This window comes from Bradyrhizobium sp. NDS-1 (genome assembly GCF_032918005.1).
In the GTDB taxonomy this organism is placed as follows: domain Bacteria; phylum Pseudomonadota; class Alphaproteobacteria; order Rhizobiales; family Xanthobacteraceae; genus Bradyrhizobium; species Bradyrhizobium tunisiense.
In genome coordinates this window covers 410,284-427,913 of the sequence record NZ_CP136628.1, presented here as the reverse complement: position 1 = coordinate 427,913, position 17,630 = coordinate 410,284, and the positions used below count along the sequence as shown (strand labels likewise).

Sequence of the window (17,630 nt, the reverse complement as noted above, 5' to 3'; positions counted from 1 at the left end):
CTCCGTGACGCCGGGGCCGGTCTGTCGTCCGGGCTCGTCCTACCCGACCGGGCCCCTGCCATACCCTCCCCGCCCTTCGCAAATGCGGGATTTCCGTGCTAGGACACCGCCTTAGCAGAAGGTTGAAACTCCCATGGCCGCCCCCCTCAAAGCCGTTGACGGCACTGCCGATCTCCAGGCCCTGATGTCCGATCTCGGAACCCGTGCCCGCGCTGCCGCGCGCGTGCTGGCGCTGGCGCCGCCGGAGCAGAAGAACCGGGCGCTCGAGGCCATGGAGCGGGCGATCCGCGCGAACGCTGCGGCGATTCTCGCCGCCAATGCCGAGGACGTCGCGGAGGCGCGCGCCTCCGGTAACGCCACCTCCTCCTTCATCGACCGCCTGACGCTGACGCCGGCGCGGGTCGATGGCATGGCCGAAGGCATCGGCATCGTGCGCGGCATTGCCGACCCGATCGGCATCGTCACCGAGAGCTGGCAGCGGCCGAACGGCATGACGATCGAGCGCGTGCGCGTGCCGCTCGGCGTCGTCGGCGTGATCTTCGAGAGCAGGCCCAATGTCGCGGCGGATGCCGGCGTGCTGTGCCTGAAGTCGGGCAACGCCGTGATCCTGCGCGGCGGCTCCGACAGCTTCCGCTCGTGCCGCGCCATCCATGAATGCCTGGTGCAGGGCCTGCGCGAAGCCGGCCTGCCTGAAGCCGCGATCACACTGGTCCCGACGCGCGACCGCGCGGCGGTCGGCATGATGCTGTCGGGATTGAACGGCGCCGTCGACGTGATCGTGCCCCGCGGCGGAAAAAGCCTCGTCGCACGCGTCGAGCAGGAAGCGCGCGTGCCCGTGTTCGCGCATCTCGAAGGCGTCAATCACGTCTATGTCGATGCCAGTGCCGACCTCGCCATGGCGAAGTCGATCGTGCTCAACGCGAAAATGCGCCGCACCGGCGTCTGCGGCGCGGCCGAGACGCTGCTGGTCGATCGCGCCGCTGCCGGCAAGAATCTGAAGCCGCTGGTCCAGATGCTGATCGAGGCCGGCTGCGAGGTGCGCGGCGACGATGCCGTGCAGAAGATCGATGCTCGCGTAAAGCCTGCCAGCGAAGATGATTGGGACACCGAATATCTCGACGCGATCATCGCGGCGAAGGTGGTGGACGGTGTCGATGGCGCGATCGTGCACATCCAGAACCATGGCTCGCACCATACCGATGCGATCGTGAGCGCGGATGAGGCGGCGGCGAACAAATTCCTGAGCGAGGTCGATTCCGCGATCGTGCTGCACAACGCCTCGACGCAGTTCGCCGATGGCGGCGAGTTCGGCTTCGGCGCCGAGATCGGCATCGCCACCGGCCGTTTCCACGCCCGCGGCCCTGTCGGCGCCGAGCAATTGACGAGCTTTAAATATCGCGTTCGCGGCACCGGGCAGACGCGGCCGTAAAGTCGCGGGGCGCGGGGCATTGAGCAACAATTTCGTCGCGCCACGTTTCTTCGCGCAGGCCATACCAACCCACACCTCGGGCATGCGCATCGGCCTGCTCGGCGGCTCGTTCAATCCGCCGCACCAGGCCCATCGCGCCATCAGCCAGTTCGCGCTGAAGCGCCTTCAGCTCGATCGCGTGTGGTGGTTGGTGACGCCAGGCAATCCGCTGAAGGAGAACGGCACGCTGCATGAGCTCGGCGAACGCATGCAGGCGGCGCGCGAAATTGCCGAGGACCCGCGGATCGAGGTCAGCTGTCTCGAATCCGTCATTCGTACCCGCTATACTATCGACACGATCACCACCTTGCGCCGCCGCCTCTCGGGCTTGCGCTTTGTCTGGATCATGGGCGCCGACAACCTCGCTCAATTCCATCGTTGGCAGCACTGGCGGCGCATCGCCGGCCAGGTGCCGATGGCGGTCATCGACCGCCCGCCGCAGAGCTTTCGCGCCCTCGCCTCCCCGGCCGCCCAGGCACTCCGGCGGTACCGCCTGCCGGAGAACGAGGCAGCGCTGCTTGCGGATCGACCGGCGCCGGCCTGGATCTTCCTGACAGGAATGAAGCTAAATCTCTCTTCAACCGGCTTACGGAACCCGGACGGAAGCTGGAAAGGTACGAAGTGAGTCAGACCGTGCGGACATGGGGGGCCCCGGGGCTCTCTGGCATATTGAAACCCTTAACCCCACATGATGTAGTGTAACCAGTGAGCGCCGGATTCGGCGTTCGCGATACAGTGAAAGGAATGGTCCCTGACCACATCTGTATTGTCCAAGACAGAGTCTGTTTTACCCAAGGTTGCCAAGCCGGCGCGTAAAACATCGACCAAAGCTGCGGCCTTGAAGGCGCAACCCGACGCCGACAAGACGCTGAGCCTGATCCTCTCCCGCCTCGACGACATGAAGGCGGAAGAGACGGTCACCATCGACCTTCGCGGCAAATCGGCGTACTCCGACTACATGATCGTCACCACCGGCCGGGTGAACCGGCACGTCGGCGCGATCGCGGAAAACGTCGCCAAGGGCCTCAAGGAGAACGGCATCAAGAACATCCACGTCGAGGGCTTGCCCAATTGCGACTGGGTGTTGATCGATTCCGGCGACGTGATCGTGCACATATTCCGACCCGAAGTCCGCGAGTTCTACAATCTCGAGCGATTGTACACGCAGGGCCCAGGGGCGGCGAAGGCGATCTAGGCTCATCGGGCCGATTTCGAATCGGCTGACGCGCATGCTAGCGTCGTGCGCGCGCTTATCGCGCGCGGTCTTGAAACACGGCTCCGAAGAATCCATGCGTGTGGCTGTCATTGCGGTGGGCCGGCTGAAGCAGGGCCCCGAACGGGAGCTTGCCGACCGCTATTTCGAGCGGTTCGACGAGGCCGGCCGCAAGCTCGGATTCCGCGAGCTCCTGGTCCACGAAATCCCCGAGAGCCGCGCGCGCGACACCGCGACGCGGATGGCTGAGGAGGCCGCGGCAATCTCGGTTCATATTCCGGAAAAATCGATCCTGGTGGCGCTCGACGAGCGCGGCCAGAATCTCGAGTCCACCGTATTCGCACGGCATCTCGGCCGCTGGCGCGATGAAGGTACCGCACATACTATCTTCGTGATCGGAGGGGCGGACGGACTTTCGCCCGAATTGCGCCGTAAGGCCAAGCTTGCGATCGCGTTCGGCTCTGCGACCTGGCCGCACCAAATAGTCCGCGTCATGCTTCTGGAACAGCTTTACCGGGCCGCCACCATTCTGGCCGGCCACCCCTATCACCGCGCGTGATGCGCGCATAACGAGCACCTTGCCGACACGATGCGAGCGCCGCTCCTCAACCTGTTGCTGATCACGAGCGTCGCCGGCGCAAGCCTCGCGCAAGCGTATACAAGCCTCGCGCAAGCTCAGACGGCAAATCCGGCACAGCAAGCCGCAGCCGTCTCGCCCGATGCCATCAAGCAGCGCGAGCAGGAGCTGGAAGCCGCGCGCGCCAGGCAGAAGAGCGCGGAGGAAGCGCAGGCCAAGCTCAAGGCCGAGATCACCGCGCTCGGCCAGGACCGAACCCAGCTCAACCAGCAGCTGATCGACACTGCCGCCAATGTGCGCAGCGTGGAGAGCAAGATCGACGAGACCGAAGCACGGCTGCGCGCGCTGAACGGACGCGAGCAGGCGATGCGCGCATCGCTGGATTCGCGCCGCGCCGACATCGTGGAGGTGCTGGCGGCGCTGCAGCGGGCCGGGCGACGGACGCCGCCGGCGCTGCTGGTGCGGCCCGAAGATGCGCTGCAATCGCTGCGCACGGCGATGCTGCTCGGCGCCGTGGTGCCGGAGTTGCGCGGCCGCGCCGAAAAGATCGCAAGCGAGCTCGGCGAGCTCGTGGCCTTGCGCAAGTCCATCGCCACCGAGCGCGACCAGCTCGCCTCTGACCGCGACCGGGTCCGCAGCGACCAGACCCGGCTCACCGCCCTCGTCGACGAGCGGCAGCGCCAGCAGGCGGGGCGCGAAAAGGATCTCGACGCCGAGAACGCGCGCGCGATCATGCTTTCAAAGCAGGTCGGCGATCTCCAGGGCCTGATCACCAAGATGGAGCAGGACCTGCAAAGCGCCGCCAAGGCGGCCGAGAAAGCCGCCGAGGCGGCAAAGCTGGCAGAGGCCAAGGCGGCCGCCAGCGCCAAATCCGGCCCGGGCGCATTCAAGGACCGGTCCCGGACCACCCCGGCGATTGCCTTCGCCTCGGCCAAGGGCCTCCTGCCGCTTCCGGTTAACGGTAACAAGATCAGGGATTTTGGCGGTTCCGACGGGGTCGGCGGGGTCCAGAAGGGCATTTCGCTGGCGACCAAGCCCGGCTCCCAGGTCACAACGCCGTGTGACGGCTGGGTGGTCTATTCCGGCCCGTTCCGCAGCTATGGACAACTCTTGATCCTCAATGCCGGGGGCGGGTATCATGTCCTGATCGCCGGGATGGAGCGCATTTCGGTCAACATCGGACAGTTTGTGCTCACGGGGGAGCCGGTCGCGACCATGGGGTCGACCTCTCAGGTCGCTTCCATTCTCGCGACGAACGCGAGCCAACCTGTGCTGTATGTCGAGTTCCGTAAGGACGGCACTCCAATCGATCCAGGCCCATGGTGGGCCGCAAATGAAGGCGAGAAGGTTCGCGGATGATGCGCAAGACTTCAGTAATCCTCCTCAGCGCAGCCACCGGTGCGGCACTGACGCTGTTCGTGACGCAACCGCGCGCGGTGTTCATGGGTTCGAGCGCGCGAGCCGCCACCGCGGATACCTATCGCCAGCTCAATCTGTTCGGCGATGTCTTCGAGCGCGTGCGCTCCGACTATGTCGAGAAGCCCGACGACACCAAGCTGATCGAATCGGCCATCAGCGGCATGCTCACCGGCCTCGATCCGCATTCGAGCTACATGGACGCCAAGAGCTTCCGCGACATGCAGGTGCAGACCCGCGGTGAATTCGGCGGCCTCGGCATCGAGGTCACGATGGAAGACGGCCTCATCAAGGTGGTCTCGCCGATCGACGACACGCCGGCCTCGCGCGCCGGTGTCATGGCCAACGACATCATCACCAATCTCGACGACGAGGCGGTGCAGGGCCTGACCCTGAACCAGGCGGTCGAGAAGATGCGCGGCCCGGTCAACACCAAGATCAAGCTCAAGATCATCCGCAAGGGCCAGGACAATCCGATCGACGTCACGCTGGTGCGCGACAACATCCGCGTCCGCTCGGTGCGCGCGCGTGTCGAGCAGGACGATATCGCCTATATCCGCGTCACCACTTTCAACGAGCAGACCACCGAAGGCCTGAAGCGCGAGATCGGCAACCTCTCGAATCAGATCGGCGACAAGCTCAAGGGCTACATCATCGATCTCCGCAACAATCCGGGCGGCCTGCTCGAGGAAGCGGTCACTGTCTCCGACGCCTTCCTGGAGAAGGGCGAGATCGTCTCGACCCGCGGCCGCAATGCCGAGGAAACCCAGCGCCGCGCCGCGCATTCGGGTGACCTCACCAAGGGCAAGCCGGTCATCGTGCTGGTCAATGGCGGCTCGGCTTCGGCGTCGGAAATCGTCGCCGGCGCGCTGCAGGACCACAAGCGCGCAACCATCGTCGGCACGCGCTCGTTCGGCAAGGGTTCAGTGCAGACCATCATTCCGCTCGGAAGCGGCAACGGGGCGCTGCGTCTGACCACCGCGCGCTATTACACGCCGTCGGGCAAGTCGATCCAGGCCAAGGGCATCGTGCCCGACATCGAAGTGCTGCAGGACGTGCCGGACGAGTTGAAGTCGCGCACCGACACCAAGGGCGAAGCTTCGCTGCGCGGCCATCTCAAGAACGACGGCGACGAGAAGACCGGCTCGCAGTCCTACGTCCCGCCGGACGCCAAGGACGACAAGGCGCTCAAGCTCGCCGGCGACCTGCTGCACGGTATCAAGAACAGCGCATCGGCCGCGCCGGCCCCTGGTGGCGACAACAAGGCCACGACCGACAAGCCCAAGGCGGCGAACTAGGTCCTGGCGTCGTTAGATCTGACGAGAAGGGCGGCTCCTGGAGCCGCCCTTTTTGCTTGGAACTCCTGGTTGCTTCGAACTCCCGGCATCCCCGGCCTATCCCGGCCTGCCGTCGCTTGACCTCGGCGTGGTATCGTCATCGCGAGTGATTCGGGATCGCGCATGACTGAAACGGCCGATGATCTGAGCGCCCCGCTCGGACAGGACAAGCCGCGCCGGAAACGCCGGCTACGGCTGCCGTTCACGGCCATGCAGCTGCTCGCCGTCCTGTTCGGCCTGTTCCTGGTTACCTTTGCCGGCTTCGCGATCTTCAACAAGGATCCACTTGGCGGCGAGCCGATGACGCGGATCGCCATCAAGCAGACGGACAAGGCAGCGGACGAGAAACCCGCCGCCGCAGGCCACGGGTCGGACACCAAGCCAGAGGGCAAGCACGAGACCAGCGAAGCGACGAAGCAGGCCCCTGCCGGCGAGCAGAAGACCATCACCATGATCGACGGCTCCACCGGCGCCCGCCACGACGTGGTCATCGGTGGCGAAGCCGCCGACAAGGGCGATGCCGCGGCGTCGGCGCCGCCGCCCGTCATGGCCGGGATCAATCCAAAACTGCTGGAGAAGTCACGCTACGGCATGATCCCGGTGGTCGCCGGCGACTTGAAGCCGTTCAACGTCTACGCGGCAGACGCCGACCGCGCCAAAGCCGCGAAGATGCCGGTGGTCGCCATCGTGATCGGCGGCCTCGGCGTCGGCGCCGCCAAGACCACGGACGCTATCATGAAGCTGCCGCCGGCGGTGACGCTGGCCTTCACGCCCTACGGCGCCGATCCCGGCAAGCTCGCCGAGCGGGCCCGCGCGCAGCGCCACGAGATCTTCCTGCAGATCCCGATGGAGCCCTACGACTTCCCCGACAACGATCCGGGACCGCAGACGCTGCTGACCTCGCTCAGCGCCGACCAGAACATGGACCGCCTGTACTGGCATTTGAGCCGGATGCAGGGCTATGCCGGCATCGCCAATTTCATGGGCGCCCGCTTCATCGCGACGGAGCCGGCGATGCAGCCGATCATCCGCGAGGCGGCCAAGCGCGGCCTCGGCTTCTTCGACGACGGTTCCTCGCCCCGCAGCATCGCGCCCCAGGCCGCGGCGAACCAGGCCATGCCGTTCGGCAAGGGCGACATCGCGATCGACGTGGTGCCGACCCCCACCGAGATCGACCGCGCCCTGAACAAGCTCGAATCCGCGGCACGCGAACGCGGCGCGGCGGTCGGGACGGCCTCCGCCCTGCCCGTCTCGATCGAGCGCATCGCCGCCTGGACCAAGACGTTGGCCGACCGGGGTATTCTTTTGGTGCCATTGACAACCGCGATGCTGAAATCAAAATCCAGCTAAAATCAACGGATTGGTAGGGCACGGGTCCTCGCGGGGCCATTGGCTACCGACAGCATGCGAGAGGTCTGGCGGAATGGCGCGTTACGAGGATCTGCCCTACCGGACCTGCGTCGGCGTGATGCTGATCAACCCGAAAGGCCTGGTGTTCATCGGCCGCCGCGCCGGCGGCATCGAACATGTCGACGACACCCATGTCTGGCAGATGCCGCAAGGCGGCGTCGATCCCGGCGAAGACACCTGGGAGGCCGCCAAGCGCGAGCTCTATGAGGAGACCAGCGTGCGCTCGGTCGAGCGGCTCGGCGAGGTCCCGGACTGGCTCACTTACGACATTCCGCGCACCGTCGCCGGGCGCGCCTGGAAGGGCCGCTACCGCGGCCAGCGCCAGAAATGGTACGCGGTGCGCTTCACCGGCAAGGACAGCGAGATCAACGTCGAAAGGCCCGGCGGCGGCGGCCACAAGGCCGAGTTCATAAGCTGGCGCTGGGAGCCGATGCAGAATCTGACCGGGCTGATCATTCCCTTCAAGCGCCCGGTCTATGAGCGCGTGGTCGAGGAGTTTTCCGCGCTGGCGGACCAATGAATCAATCGTCGCTCCGGGTTCGATGCTAAGCATCTCCGGAATGACGATGAGGATACTCGCGTGACGAACGAAAAACCCTACCGCCCCAACGTGGGGATTGCCCTCTTCAATGCCGATGGCCGAGTGCTGGTCGGCCACCGCTTCAAGGGCGACGGCCCCGAGATCATCCTTCCGGGGCTCGACTGGCAGATGCCGCAGGGCGGCGTCGACGAGGGCGAGAATCTGCGCGACGCCGCGATGCGCGAGCTGTGGGAAGAGACCAGCGTCGTCAGCGCCGACTATCTCGGCGAGACCGACTGGCTGACCTACGAATTCCCGCCTTACGACGGCCCGCAGACGCACCGGCTGGCGAAGTTTCGCGGGCAGCGCCAGAAATGGTTCGCGCTGCGCTTCACCGGCAAGGATGACGAGATCGACCCGCTGACGCCGCGCAACGACCAGCCCGCGGAGTTCGACGCCTGGCGCTGGGAACGTCTCGACCGCATAGCGGACATCGTGGTGCCGTTCCGGCGTGAGGTCTATCAGGCCGTGGCGCGAGAGTTTGCGGACTTCGGAAACTGACCTGCGAAAACAACCCCATGCACAGTAGAATGGGGCTGAAATCATTTGAGGATTTTCGTCGGAGATTTGCGCTCGAGGGACGCACCATTTCGCATTCCCTCCCCTTGCTGGGCGCGCCCCGGGAACAAAATCCGCAAGGGAGCCTGCCGCTATCCCATGCGTGGTGCAACAAAGTTTCAGCGCCCGTCACGGTCGGTGACGAGCGCTGAACTTGTTCGGCAATTGATAGGCCCAAAGCCCCGGAGCGGTGCCCCGGGGCTTAGTGCATAGCCGTCGAGGTGAGCTGCTGCTGGATGCTCTTGAAGTGGTCGAGCCGCTCGATCGCCTGATCGAGCTCGCTGCCTTCGTGCTCCTTCAAGCCCTCTTCCATCTCCGCGACGGTCGCGGCGAACTGGATGCGGTCGAGCTCGGCCAGCGACGTCGCGACGTCGGCGAGCACGGTCAGGCCCTTTTCGGAGACTTCGGCGAGACCGCCGAGCACGATGATCTTCTCGTGACGGCCGCCGGTGGTGATGGTGAGAATGCCGGGCCGGATCGCGGCCACGACCGGCGCATGTCCGGCCAGCACGCCGAAATCACCCTCGACGCCGGGGATGTCGACCTGATCGACCTCGCCCGAGAAGGCGAGCTTTTCCGGAGAGACGAGATCGAAATGGAAGGTGGCCATAAGAAACCTGCGAATGGTGAGTGGCGAATGGCGAGCGGTTGAAACAGGGAGCAGCTATTCGCCACTCCCTATTCGCTATTCGCCCGCTTAGGCGGCTTCCGCCGCCAGCTTCTTGCCCTTCTCGACGGCTTCTTCGATGGTGCCGACCATGTAGAAGGCGGCTTCCGGCAGGTGGTCGTACTTGCCTTCGACCAGGCCCTTGAAGCCCTTGATGGTGTCGGCGAGCTCGACGAACTTGCCCGGCGATCCCGTGAAGATTTCGGCGACGTGGAACGGCTGCGACATGAAGCGCTCGACCTTGCGGGCGCGGGCCACCGTCAGCTTGTCCTCTTCCGAAAGCTCGTCCATGCCGAGAATGGCGATGATGTCCTGGAGCGCCTTGTAGCGCTGCAGCACCTGCTGGACCTGACGGGCAACCGCATAGTGCTCCTCGCCGACGACCAGCGGGGAGAGCATGCGCGAGGTCGAGTCGAGCGGATCCACCGCGGGGTAGATGCCCTTTTCGGCGATCGAGCGCGACAGCGTGGTGGTCGCGTCAAGATGCGCGAACGAGGTCGCGGGCGCCGGGTCGGTCAAGTCGTCGGCCGGAACGTAGATGGCCTGCACCGAGGTGATCGAACCCTTCTGCGTGGTGGTGATGCGCTCCTGCAGCGCGCCCATGTCGGTCGCGAGCGTCGGCTGATAACCCACCGCCGACGGAATACGGCCGAGCAGCGCCGACACTTCCGAGCCGGCCTGGGTGAAGCGGAAGATGTTGTCGACGAAGAACAGCACGTCCTGGCCCTTGTCGCGGAAGTCTTCCGCGATGGTCAGACCCGTGAGCGCGACGCGGGCGCGGGCGCCCGGCGGCTCGTTCATCTGGCCGAACACCAGCGCGCACTTCGACTTCACGCTCGGATCCGGATTCTTCGGATCGGCGTTGACCTTGGATTCGATGAACTCGTGATAGAGGTCGTTGCCCTCGCGGGTGCGCTCGCCGACGCCGGCGAACACGGAGTAACCGCCGTGCGCCTTCGCGACGTTGTTGATCAGCTCCTGAATCAGCACGGTCTTGCCGACGCCGGCGCCGCCGAACAGGCCGATCTTGCCGCCCTTCGCATACGGAGCCAGGAGATCGACGACCTTGATGCCGGTGACGAGAATTTCAGCTTCGGTCGACTGGTCGGTGTAGCTCGGCGCGTCCTGGTGGATCGGGCGCAGCGCTTCGGACTTGACCGGGCCGGCTTCGTCGATCGGCTCGCCGATGACGTTGATGATGCGGCCGAGCGTGCCTTCGCCGACGGGAACGCGGATCGGCTGGCCGGTGTCGGTCACTTCCTGGCCGCGCACCAGACCTTCGGTCACGTCCATCGCGATCGTGCGCACGGTGGACTCACCGAGATGCTGCGCAACCTCCAGCACGAGGCGGATGTTGCCGTTCTTGGTTTCCAGCGAATTGAGAATGGCCGGGAGGTGACCGCCGTCGAACTGAACGTCGACGACGGCGCCCATCACCTGGGTGACGCGACCGACCTGGTTAGCTGCTGTAGCCATGAAGCTCTCCTTCGAAATTCTTTACTTGAACGACCGTCGTTGGTTCGTGCGTCAGACCGCCTCGGCGCCGGAGATGATCTCGATCAGCTCCTTGGTGATCTGGGCTTGACGGGTTCGGTTGTAGATCTGGGTTTGCTTGCGGATCATTTCGCCGGCGTTGCGGGTGGCGTTGTCCATCGAGCTCATCTGCGCGCCGTAGAACGAGGCGTTGTTCTCCAGCAGCGCGCGGAAGATCTGCACCGCGATGTTGCGCGGCAACAGGCCCGACAGGAGTTCGTCCTCCTCCGGCTCATATTCGTAGGACGTCGACGGCGCGTTCGCCGCCTTCTCTTCCACGACCAGCGGAATGATCTGCTGCGCAGTCGGGATCTGGGCGATCACCGACTTGAACTGCGCGTAGAACAGCGTGCAGACGTCGAACTCGCCGTTCTCGAAACGGGCCAGCACCTTCCTGGCGATGTCCTCGGCGTTGACGAAGCCGAGCTGACGAACGCTGCGCAGGTCGAGATGCTCGACGATCTGCTTGTCGAACAGGCGGCGGAGCTGCTCATAGCCCTTGCGGCCGACGCAGAAGAATTTGACCTCCTTGCCCTGCGCCATCAGCGACTGGGCGCGATCGCGCGCAAGACGCACGATCGAGGAATTGAAGGCACCGGACAGGCCGCGCTCGCCGGTGCAGACCAGCAGCAGGTGGACCTGGTCCTTGCCGGTGCCGGCAAGCAGTGCCGGCGCGCCGGGCGAACCGGCGGCAGCGGCGGCAATGTTGGAGATCACCGCGCTCATCTTGTCGGCGTAGGGACGTGCAGCCTCGGCCGCCTGCTGGGCACGGCGCAACCTGGACGCAGCGACCATCTGCATGGCCTTGGTGATCTTTTGCGTCGCCTTGGTGGAGGCGATGCGCACGCGCATGTCTTTAAGTGACGCCATTCTTCGTTCACCCCGGCGATCAGCCTGTGGCTGGACCGCGACCCTGTCTTGTCGTCATGCCCGGGCTCGTCCCGGGCATCCAATTCTTCGTCTCCACGCGATGGTGCGTCGACGGCCGGGACTTCAGTTGCGAAGACGCGCTTCGCGCTTTAGCCCGGCCACGACGGCCTATTTACGCGAAGCTCTTCGCAAAACCTTCGACAACCGACTTCAGCTTGGCAGCGGTGTCGTCGGTGAGGTCGCGGGTGTCACGGATCGAATTGAGGATATCGACGTGCTTGCCGCGCAGCAACGAGAGCAGACCGTCCTCGAACGCGCGCACCTTGCTGACCGGGAGCGGATCGAGATAGCCGTTGGTGCCGGCCCAGATCACGCAGACCTGCTCTTCCATCTTCAGCGGCGAGAACTGCGGCTGCTTCAGGAGCTCGGTCAGGCGCGAGCCGCGGTTCAGCAGGCGCTGGGTCGAGGCGTCGAGGTCGGAGCCGAACTGCGCGAACGCCGCCATTTCGCGGTACTGCGCGAGCTCGCCCTTGATCTTGCCGGCGACCTTCTTGGTGGCCTTTGTCTGCGCCGACGATCCGACGCGCGACACCGACAGACCGACGTTCACCGCGGGACGGATGCCCTGGAAGAACAGGTCGGTTTCCAGGAAGATCTGACCGTCGGTGATCGAGATGACGTTGGTCGGAATGTAAGCCGACACGTCGTTGGCCTGGGTTTCGATGACCGGCAGCGCCGTCAGCGAGCCCGAGCCCTGGTCCTTGTTCAGCTTCGCCGCGCGCTCGAGCAGGCGGGAGTGCAGATAGAACACGTCGCCCGGATAGGCTTCGCGGCCCGGCGGGCGGCGCAGCAGCAGCGACATCTGGCGGTAGGCGACGGCCTGCTTGGACAGATCGTCATAGATGATGACGGCGTGCATGCCGTTGTCGCGGAAATACTCGCCCATGGTGCAGCCGGTGAACGGCGCGATGTACTGCATGGGCGCCGGATCCGAGGCCGTGGCGGCGACGACGATCGAGTATTCCAGTGCGCCCTGCTCTTCCAGCACCTTCACGAACTGGGCGACGGTCGAACGCTTCTGGCCGACTGCGACGTACACGCAGTACAACTTGATGTTCTCGTCGGGCTGCGCGTTGAGCGGCTTCTGGTTCAGGATGGTGTCGAGCGCGATCGCGGTCTTGCCGGTCTGGCGATCGCCGATGATCAGTTCGCGCTGGCCGCGGCCGATCGGGATCAGGGCGTCGATCGCCTTGAGGCCGGTCGCCATCGGCTCGTTCACCGACTTGCGCGGGATGATGCCGGGCGCCTTGACGTCGACGCGCATGCGCTTGTCGGCCTGGATCGGGCCCTTGCCGTCGATCGGGTTGCCGAGTCCGTCGACGACGCGGCCGAGCAGGCCCTTGCCGACCGGTGCGTCCACGATGGCGCGGGTGCGCTTGACGGTCTGGCCTTCCTTGATCTCACGGTCGGCGCCGAAAATAACGACGCCGACGTTGTCGGTTTCGAGGTTCAGCGCCATGCCGCGGGTGCCGTTCTCGAACTCGACCATTTCGCCGGCCTGGACGTTGTCCAGACCATAGACGCGAGCGATACCGTCGCCGACGGACAGCACCTGTCCGACTTCGGAGACTTCAGCTTCCTGGCCGAAATTCTTGATCTGGTCCTTGAGGATCGCGGAAATTTCCGCGGCGCGGATGTCCATCAGCCTGCCTCTTTCATCGCGTGCTTGATCGAATTGAGTTTGGTGCGAAGCGAACTATCGATCATGCGGCTGCCGAGCTTGACGACGAGGCCACCGATGATCGAGGGATCGACATTCACGTTGAGCGCGACGTCCTTGCCGGTCACCGACTTCAGGGCAACCTTGAGGGCGTCGAGATTCTTGTCCGAAAGCGTTTCCGCCACGGTGACGTCAGCCGTCACCTCGCCCTTGAACCGGGCGACCAGGGCGCGGTAGCCGCGGATGACGTCGGCCACCACGAACAGGCGGCGATTGGCGGTCAGGACTTTCAGGAAATTGGCGGAGATGCCGGCGATCCCGGCCTTGGCCAGGACGGCCGACAGGGCCTTGGACTGGGCATCGGCCGCGAAAACCGGGCTGCGGACGAGGCGCTTCAGATCGGCGCTCTCGTTCAGCATGGCCTCGAATTTCTCGAGATCGGCTTTGACCTCGTCGACCACTTTCTGGTCGCGGGCCAGTTCAAACAAGGCCGTTGCATAACGACCGGACACACCTGAAACGGACGTATCTTCTGCAGCCACAGACGCGCTCTTTTTGCTGTCAAACTCGCAAGGGAAAAACCGTCGCCACGAAGCGGCGCCAAGCGATCCAAGCCCTTGGAATTCAAGCGGGACTTCGATTTTCGACCAGCACGGGACGTGCCGGGCTCGTTAAAATCGCGGCTTTGCTAACATAGCAGGCGCGCAGGTGCAACATGACGCCAAATTAAAGGCACGAGGTTCTGTCGCCAGTTCGTCGCACGCTGCCACACATCGATCGGTGCAAGGACCTCCGATCAATAAGGCAAGCCCTAGTCAATCAAGGACTGGTGGCGACCTGCAAGGACCGGTGGCGAGCTGCCGCCACGGAATTGTCACGAAGCCTCGCCGCGAGCCTCCTCGTTGGTTCCTGCCCTCAGCGCATAGCGGCCATGAACACGGATCGCTGAGGCGAGATTCTGGCGTCCTCCGTTTCACTCGCCGATTACTTACCCAATTCTAAACGCTGAAGGCGATGACTTCGTTTTACAGTATTCGTGTGTAATCGAGAGGTTAACAAATCGTTAAAGGCGAAGATTACGGAACATCAGATGAATATCCGGTGGCGGTAACAAGATATTTCATGACGACACACAATGGATTTACTGCCCAATTCACGCCTCATTAGGAATCGAAACGCCAATTCGCTCACAAACTGATGGGGGCTCCACTAGCCACATATGTGGCAATACTAGCTTAGGGACCACTAAATGCTGTCTTTGAAGACGCTGGGCTCTGTCACCCGGCCGCGTACGGCGATTGCTTTCGTTGCCGCAACTCTCCTCATCGGTGGAACTGCCACCGAAGCTTCCGCCAAATCCCGGCATCACCGGCATCATCATCATCACCGCCACCACGCCCAGACCGACACCAACGCGACCGCCGATTGGCGCAACGCCAATGCGTCGATGACGCCGACCTCCGGCACCGGCCGCAGCTTCTCCGGCGTCGCGTCCTTTTACGGCAACGAGTCCGGCAGCAAGACCGCCTCGGGCCAGCGCTTCAACCAGAACGCCATGACCGCGGCGCACCGTTCGCTGCCGTTCGGCACCAAGCTGCGCGTCACCCATGGCGGCCAGAGCGTCGTCGTCACCATCAATGACCGCGGCCCCTTCATTCGCGGCCGCGTGCTCGATCTCTCCACGGGTGCTGCCCGCGCCATCGGCCTCACCGGTCGCGGCGTCGGCCGCGTCACCGCGGAAGTCGTCTCCTAAGGCGCGATGGCGCCTCAGATCACGCGCGCAGTTTTCATCAGTTTGATGCGTGCATGAAACAAGCCCGCGGTCTTGGGGGACCGCGGGCTTTTTTACGTGCTGTCGTGTCCCGGACGAGCTGCAACGCGCAAGCGTTGCGGCGCAGAGCCGGGACCCAGGAGCCCCGAACTCCGCTGCGACATGGGCCCCGGCTCTGCAGCGCACCGTCCAAGGGACGCTGCGCTGCGTCCGGGGCACGCAACCATTTCCTACAGAAAACTCTGCGGATCGACGTCGACTTCGAGCTTCTGATTGCCCGTCGGCTTTGGGCAGACGGCGAGCCAGTTGCGTAAATAGTCCGACAGATCGAAGCCGCGCGCCGATTTCACCAGGATGCGGAATCGGTAGCGGCCCTTGATCACGGCGAGCGGCGCCTCCGCCGGCCCGAGCACCACGACGCGCTCGTCACGCGGCGCGAGCGCGACGAGACGCCGGCCAAGGCCTTCGGCGCTCGGGCGATCGCCGGCGGAGATGATGAGGCTCGCGAGCCGGCCGAACGGCGGATAGAGCGTCTTCTCGCGCAGCTCGATCTCGCTGTCGTAGAAGGCCTCCCGGTCGCAGGCGATCAGCGCTTTCATCACGGGATGGTCGGGCTGGTGGGTCTGGAGATAGCCGACGCCGCGGCCCTGCTCGCGTCCGGCGCGGCCGATCACCTGGTTGAGCAATTGCCAGGTGCGCTCCGCCGCGCGCGGGTCGCCGTTGCTGAGACCGAGATCCGCATCGACCACGCCGACCAGATTGAGCCGCGGGAAGTTGTGGCCCTTGGCGACGAGCTGCGTTCCGATGATGATGTCGACGCGCCCCTCCGCGATCTCGGCGAGCTCGCTCCGCATCGTCTCGATCGAGGTAATGAGATCGCTCGACAGCACCATGGTGCGCGCCTCCGGAAACAGCGCCGCCGCCTCCTCCTGCAAGCGCTCGACGCCGGGCCCGACGGCAACCAGCGATTCCTCCGCCGAACAGTTCGGGCAGAGATGCGGGCGCGGCATCGAGAAGCCGCAATGATGACAAACCAGGCGCTGACGGAAGCGATGATCGACCAGCCAGGCATCGCAGATGGTGCAGGCGAAGCGATGACCGCAAGCACGGCACAGGGTCAGCGGCGCATAGCCGCGGCGATTGAGGAACAGCAGCGCCTGCTCGCGCCTTTCGATCGCACCTCTGATCTCCCCGGCGAGCCGCGGCGAGATGAAGCGGCCGCGCGCGGGCGGCTCGCGGCGCATGTCGATGGCTTCGATATGCGGCATGTGCTGGCCGCCGAAGCGCGAAGGCAGCGCGATGCGCTGATAGCGGTTCTTGCGCGCATTGACCTCGGATTCGACCGAGGGCGTCGCCGACGCCAGCACGACCGGGATCTTGGCGATATGCGCGCGCACCACCGCCATGTCCCGGGCGTGATAATGCACGCCCTCGTCCTGCTTGTAGGCCTGGTCGTGCTCTTCATCGACGACGATGAGGCCGAGATCGGCGTAGGGCAGGAACAGCGCCGAGCGCGCGCCGACCACGACCGGCGCGGTGCCCCCTGAGATCGCCGCCCAATTGCGCGCGCGGGTGCGCGGAGTGAGCTCGGAGTGCCATTCGATCGGCCGCACGCCGAAACGCTGCGCGAAGCGGTCGAGGAACTGGCCGGTGAGCGCGATCTCCGGCATCAGGATCAGCGATTGCCTGCCGCGGCGGATCGTTTCAGCAACGGCCTCGAAATACACCTCGGTCTTGCCCGAGCCGGTGACGCCGTCGAGCAGCGCGACGTGAAAGGTGCCGTTGGCCGCGAGCGCACGCATTGCATCCACGCCGGCACGCTGCAGCGGCGAGAAATCCGGCCGGCCGAAGTCCGGATCGGGCACGGGCGGTGGCGCCGGCGGCGGCATCGGTTCGACCGTGAGCGTGCCTTCATCGACGAGGCCATCGATCACGCCGGCCGACACACCTGCCGCCTTGGCGGCCTCCGACTTGCCGTGCAGCAGCCGGTCCGACAACACCTCGATCACGCGCGCCCGTGCCGGCGTCAGCCGTCGCGGCGGATCGCCGACTAGGCGCACGCCGGGGCGGACCCGCTCGGGGCCGAGATTTTCGCCCATCCGCAGGCACATGCGCAGCACCATGCCGCGCGGGCTCAGCGTGTAATTGGCGACCCAGTCGACCACCGACCGCAGCTCGGGCTTGAGCGGCGGAATGTCGAGCTTCTCGCTGACCTCCTTGAGACGGTTGTGCAGGCGCGGATCGGGATTGGCGTTTTCCCCCCAGACCACCGCGAGCACCTCGCGCGGCCCGAGCGGTACACCGACGAGATCGCCGGCCTTCAGCTCCATGCCGCGCGGCACCTTGTAGGAATAGGTCTGGTCGAGCGCGACCGGCACCAGCACGTCGACCATGCCGGTCGCGTTGGTGGGGGCGGTCGTGCTGCGCAAGGAATGATCCATGAACGGAGAATCGGAACCCGGGGCTTCAAGGCTAGCGCCCTGGGGCGGCCTTAGCGAACGATAAACGAG

At 65.0% G+C, this 17,630-nt stretch carries 16 protein-coding genes; 10 read left to right on the top strand and 6 right to left on the bottom strand.

The window, feature by feature from the left end; translation table 11 throughout:
- The first annotated feature begins 133 nt into the window (after nucleotides 1-133).
- The 9 genes from RX330_RS02040 (at nucleotide 134) to RX330_RS02000 (ending at nucleotide 8,502) form a co-directional block, all read left to right on the top strand.
- On the top strand, nucleotides 134-1,429 hold the full coding sequence (locus tag RX330_RS02040) for a glutamate-5-semialdehyde dehydrogenase (protein ID WP_317241901.1): 1,296 nt from the start codon (nucleotides 134-136) through the stop codon (nucleotides 1,427-1,429).
- Nucleotides 1,430-1,448: 19 nt separating this feature from the next.
- Nucleotides 1,449-2,093 (top strand): nicotinate-nucleotide adenylyltransferase, encoded by a 645-nt coding sequence (locus RX330_RS02035; protein ID WP_212081989.1) that lies wholly within the window; start codon nucleotides 1,449-1,451, stop codon nucleotides 2,091-2,093.
- A 213-nt stretch (nucleotides 2,094-2,306) separates the two neighbouring features.
- Nucleotides 2,307-2,663 (top strand): ribosome silencing factor, encoded by a 357-nt coding sequence (gene rsfS, locus RX330_RS02030; RefSeq protein WP_317241900.1) that lies wholly within the window; start codon nucleotides 2,307-2,309, stop codon nucleotides 2,661-2,663.
- A 94-nt stretch (nucleotides 2,664-2,757) separates the two neighbouring features.
- Nucleotides 2,758-3,240 carry a 23S rRNA (pseudouridine(1915)-N(3))-methyltransferase RlmH gene (rlmH, locus tag RX330_RS02025; RefSeq protein WP_317241899.1) on the top strand — a complete coding sequence of 161 codons (483 nt, stop codon included), beginning with the start codon at nucleotides 2,758-2,760 and terminating at the stop codon, nucleotides 3,238-3,240.
- Between the two features lie 30 nt (nucleotides 3,241-3,270).
- The gene (locus RX330_RS02020) at nucleotides 3,271-4,617 is read left to right on the top strand and encodes a murein hydrolase activator EnvC family protein (RefSeq protein WP_317241898.1); all 1,347 of its coding nucleotides are present in this window, start codon (nucleotides 3,271-3,273) and stop codon (nucleotides 4,615-4,617) included.
- The gene (locus RX330_RS02015; protein WP_212081995.1) at nucleotides 4,614-5,972 is read left to right on the top strand and encodes a S41 family peptidase; all 1,359 of its coding nucleotides are present in this window, start codon (nucleotides 4,614-4,616) and stop codon (nucleotides 5,970-5,972) included. The genes RX330_RS02020 and RX330_RS02015 overlap by 4 nt, the downstream gene beginning before the upstream one ends.
- A gap of 162 nt (nucleotides 5,973-6,134) precedes the next feature.
- On the top strand, nucleotides 6,135-7,361 hold the full coding sequence (locus RX330_RS02010) for a divergent polysaccharide deacetylase family protein (protein ID WP_317241897.1): 1,227 nt from the start codon (nucleotides 6,135-6,137) through the stop codon (nucleotides 7,359-7,361).
- 73 nt (nucleotides 7,362-7,434) lie between these two features.
- A complete protein-coding gene (locus tag RX330_RS02005) occupies nucleotides 7,435-7,941 on the top strand; it encodes an RNA pyrophosphohydrolase (protein WP_212081999.1) in 507 nt (168 codons plus the stop codon).
- Nucleotides 7,942-8,001: 60 nt separating this feature from the next.
- On the top strand, nucleotides 8,002-8,502 hold the full coding sequence (locus RX330_RS02000; protein ID WP_317241896.1) for an RNA pyrophosphohydrolase: 501 nt from the start codon (nucleotides 8,002-8,004) through the stop codon (nucleotides 8,500-8,502).
- Between the two features lie 259 nt (nucleotides 8,503-8,761).
- Here RX330_RS02000 and RX330_RS01995 read toward each other — a convergent pair whose 3' ends face one another.
- The 5 genes from RX330_RS01995 to RX330_RS01975 all read right to left on the bottom strand — a co-directional run bounded on the left by RX330_RS01995 (nucleotide 8,762) and on the right by RX330_RS01975 (nucleotide 13,891).
- A complete protein-coding gene (locus RX330_RS01995) occupies nucleotides 8,762-9,169 on the bottom strand; it encodes a F0F1 ATP synthase subunit epsilon (protein WP_212082003.1) in 408 nt (135 codons plus the stop codon).
- 87 nt (nucleotides 9,170-9,256) lie between these two features.
- Nucleotides 9,257-10,702 carry a F0F1 ATP synthase subunit beta gene (gene atpD, locus RX330_RS01990; protein WP_212082005.1) on the bottom strand — a complete coding sequence of 482 codons (1,446 nt, stop codon included), beginning with the start codon at nucleotides 10,700-10,702 and terminating at the stop codon, nucleotides 9,257-9,259.
- A 51-nt stretch (nucleotides 10,703-10,753) separates the two neighbouring features.
- Nucleotides 10,754-11,629, bottom strand: coding sequence for a F0F1 ATP synthase subunit gamma (locus RX330_RS01985; protein WP_212082007.1), 876 nt, complete (start codon nucleotides 11,627-11,629; stop codon nucleotides 10,754-10,756).
- Nucleotides 11,630-11,801: 172 nt separating this feature from the next.
- A complete protein-coding gene (gene atpA / locus RX330_RS01980) occupies nucleotides 11,802-13,331 on the bottom strand; it encodes a F0F1 ATP synthase subunit alpha (RefSeq protein ID WP_212082009.1) in 1,530 nt (509 codons plus the stop codon).
- Nucleotides 13,331-13,891, bottom strand: coding sequence for a F0F1 ATP synthase subunit delta (locus RX330_RS01975; protein ID WP_212082011.1), 561 nt, complete (start codon nucleotides 13,889-13,891; stop codon nucleotides 13,331-13,333). Before RX330_RS01975 ends, atpA begins: the two co-directional genes overlap by 1 nt.
- 707 nt (nucleotides 13,892-14,598) lie before the next feature.
- Between RX330_RS01975 and RX330_RS01970 the strand changes: the two genes are divergently transcribed.
- Nucleotides 14,599-15,102 carry a septal ring lytic transglycosylase RlpA family protein gene (locus tag RX330_RS01970; protein ID WP_317241895.1) on the top strand — a complete coding sequence of 168 codons (504 nt, stop codon included), beginning with the start codon at nucleotides 14,599-14,601 and terminating at the stop codon, nucleotides 15,100-15,102.
- 248 nt (nucleotides 15,103-15,350) lie between these two features.
- Here the strand turns inward: RX330_RS01970 and RX330_RS01965 are convergent, their stop codons facing one another.
- Nucleotides 15,351-17,561, bottom strand: coding sequence for a primosomal protein N' (locus RX330_RS01965; protein WP_317241894.1), 2,211 nt, complete (start codon nucleotides 17,559-17,561; stop codon nucleotides 15,351-15,353).
- Nucleotides 17,562-17,630: the final 69 nt, after the last annotated feature.

Coding starts and splice junctions, on each gene's coding strand:
- RX330_RS02040 (WP_317241901.1), top strand. CDS start 134: ATGGCCGCCCCCCTCAAAGCCGTTGACGGCACTGCCGATCTCCAGGCC.
- rlmH (WP_317241899.1), top strand. CDS start 2,758: ATGCGTGTGGCTGTCATTGCGGTGGGCCGGCTGAAGCAGGGCCCCGAA.
- RX330_RS02020 (WP_317241898.1), top strand. CDS start 3,271: ATGCGAGCGCCGCTCCTCAACCTGTTGCTGATCACGAGCGTCGCCGGC.
- RX330_RS02015 (WP_212081995.1), top strand. CDS start 4,614: ATGATGCGCAAGACTTCAGTAATCCTCCTCAGCGCAGCCACCGGTGCG.
- RX330_RS02010 (WP_317241897.1), top strand. CDS start 6,135: ATGACTGAAACGGCCGATGATCTGAGCGCCCCGCTCGGACAGGACAAG.
- RX330_RS02005 (WP_212081999.1), top strand. CDS start 7,435: ATGGCGCGTTACGAGGATCTGCCCTACCGGACCTGCGTCGGCGTGATG.
- RX330_RS01995 (WP_212082003.1), bottom strand. CDS start 9,169: ATGGCCACCTTCCATTTCGATCTCGTCTCTCCGGAAAAGCTCGCCTTC.
- atpD (WP_212082005.1), bottom strand. CDS start 10,702: ATGGCTACAGCAGCTAACCAGGTCGGTCGCGTCACCCAGGTGATGGGC.
- RX330_RS01985 (WP_212082007.1), bottom strand. CDS start 11,629: ATGGCGTCACTTAAAGACATGCGCGTGCGCATCGCCTCCACCAAGGCG.
- atpA (WP_212082009.1), bottom strand. CDS start 13,331: ATGGACATCCGCGCCGCGGAAATTTCCGCGATCCTCAAGGACCAGATC.
- RX330_RS01970 (WP_317241895.1), top strand. CDS start 14,599: ATGCTGTCTTTGAAGACGCTGGGCTCTGTCACCCGGCCGCGTACGGCG.
- RX330_RS01965 (WP_317241894.1), bottom strand. CDS start 17,561: ATGGATCATTCCTTGCGCAGCACGACCGCCCCCACCAACGCGACCGGC.